The organism is Shinella sp. G-2 (assembly GCF_050172695.1).
GTDB lineage: Bacteria > Pseudomonadota > Alphaproteobacteria > Rhizobiales > Rhizobiaceae > Shinella.
Map to the genome: position 1 here is coordinate 1 of NZ_JBBEYH010000059.1, position 1,645 is coordinate 1,645.

1 protein-coding gene is annotated in these 1,645 nt (G+C 70.3%); it reads left to right on the forward strand.

Annotated features, from left to right (window positions below; translation table 11 throughout):
- On the forward strand, positions 1 to 1,645 hold a 1,645-nt coding region (locus tag V8U06_RS29065; protein WP_427143630.1), incomplete at both ends, for an amidase.

A 1,645-nucleotide genomic window follows, 5' to 3' on the forward strand; every position in this document is an offset into this window, starting at 1 on the left:
GAAGCCCATGCTTCCGATCTCCGGCGCGCCCGCGGCGAATGCCTCGGCCCCCTCGACGGCATCCCCTACACCGCAAAGGACAGCTACAAGGTCAAGGGCCTCACCGTCGCCTCCGGCTCGCCCGCCTTCGCCGACCTCATCGCCACCGAGGACGCCTTCGCCATCGCCCGCCTGCGCGCCGCCGGCGCCGTCCTCATCGGCCTCACCAACATGCCCCCCATGGCCAATGGCGGCATGCAGCGCGGCGTCTATGGCCGCGCCGAATCCCCCTACAACGCCGACTGGCTCACCGCCGCCTTCGCCTCCGGCTCCTCCAACGGCTCGGGCACCGCCACCGCCGCAAGCTTCGCCGCCTTCGGCCTTGGCGAGGAGACCTGGTCGAGCGGACGCGCACCGGCCGCCAACAACGGGCTGTGCGCCTATACGCCAAGCCGCGGCGTCATCTCGGTGCGCGGCAACTGGCCCCTCGTGCCCACCATGGATGTCGTCGTGCCGCACAGCCGCTCCATGGCCGACATGCTGGAAATGCTCGACATCATCGTCGCCGACGATCCCGAGACCCGCGGCGATCTCTGGCGCCGCCAGACCTTCGTCCCCATCCCCAAGGCCTCCACGGTCCGTCCCGCCTCCTATCCCGCCATCGCCGACACGGCGAGCCTTGCCGGCAAGCGCTTCGGCCTGCCGGCGATGTATATCAATGCCGATCCGCACGCCGGCACCGGCGAGAGCGTCGGCATCGGCGGATCGACCGGCCAGCGCATCGAGACGCGCGCCTCCATGGTGGCGCTCTGCATGGCCGCCAGGGCCGCCCTGGAAGCGGCCGGCGCCGAGGTCGTGGTCACCGACTTTCCCGTCGTCAGCAATTACGAGGGCGATCGGCCCGGCGCACCGACCATCGCGACGCGCGGTCTCGTCAGCCCCGATTACCTGCACCGCGAGATCGTCGATCTCTCCGCCTGGGCCTGGGACGACTTCCTCGATGCCAATGCGGATCCCGCCCTGCGGCGGCTTGCCGATGTCGACGGTGCGCGCATCTTCCCTGCCCCCAAAGGCAGCCTGCCGGACCGCTATGCCGGCTTCGACGACAGCATCGCCAACTATCCCGACCATCTGCGCCGTCATCCCATAGCCGCCTTCACGGACATTCCGGGTCTTGCCGAGGGCTTCAAGGGTCTGGAGGAGACCCGGCGCGTCGATTTCGAGGCATGGATGGACGGGCTCGGGCTCGACGCGGTGATCTTCCCGGCGGTCGCCGACATCGGCCCGGCCGATGCCGACGTGAACCCCGCCTCGGCCGCCCTTGCCTGGCGCAACGGCACCTGGGTTGCCAATGGCAACCTTGCCATCCGCCATCTCGGCATTCCGACCGTCACCGTGCCGATGGGCATGCTTGCCGACATCGCCATGCCGGCGGGCCTGACCTTTGCCGGCCGGGCCTGGGACGACACGGCGCTGCTCGCCCATGCCTGCGCCTTCGAGCGCACCGGTTCCTATCGCCAGCCCCCGCCGCGCACGCCCGAACTGCCGGTGCTGCCGGTCCCCGTCGCAGCATCCCCTGCCGAGGCGCCAAGCCTTACCCTCAAGGCCACGCTCGCCGACATTGACACGTCCACTGCGCCCGGCTGCCAGCGCCTGACCGTCGAGG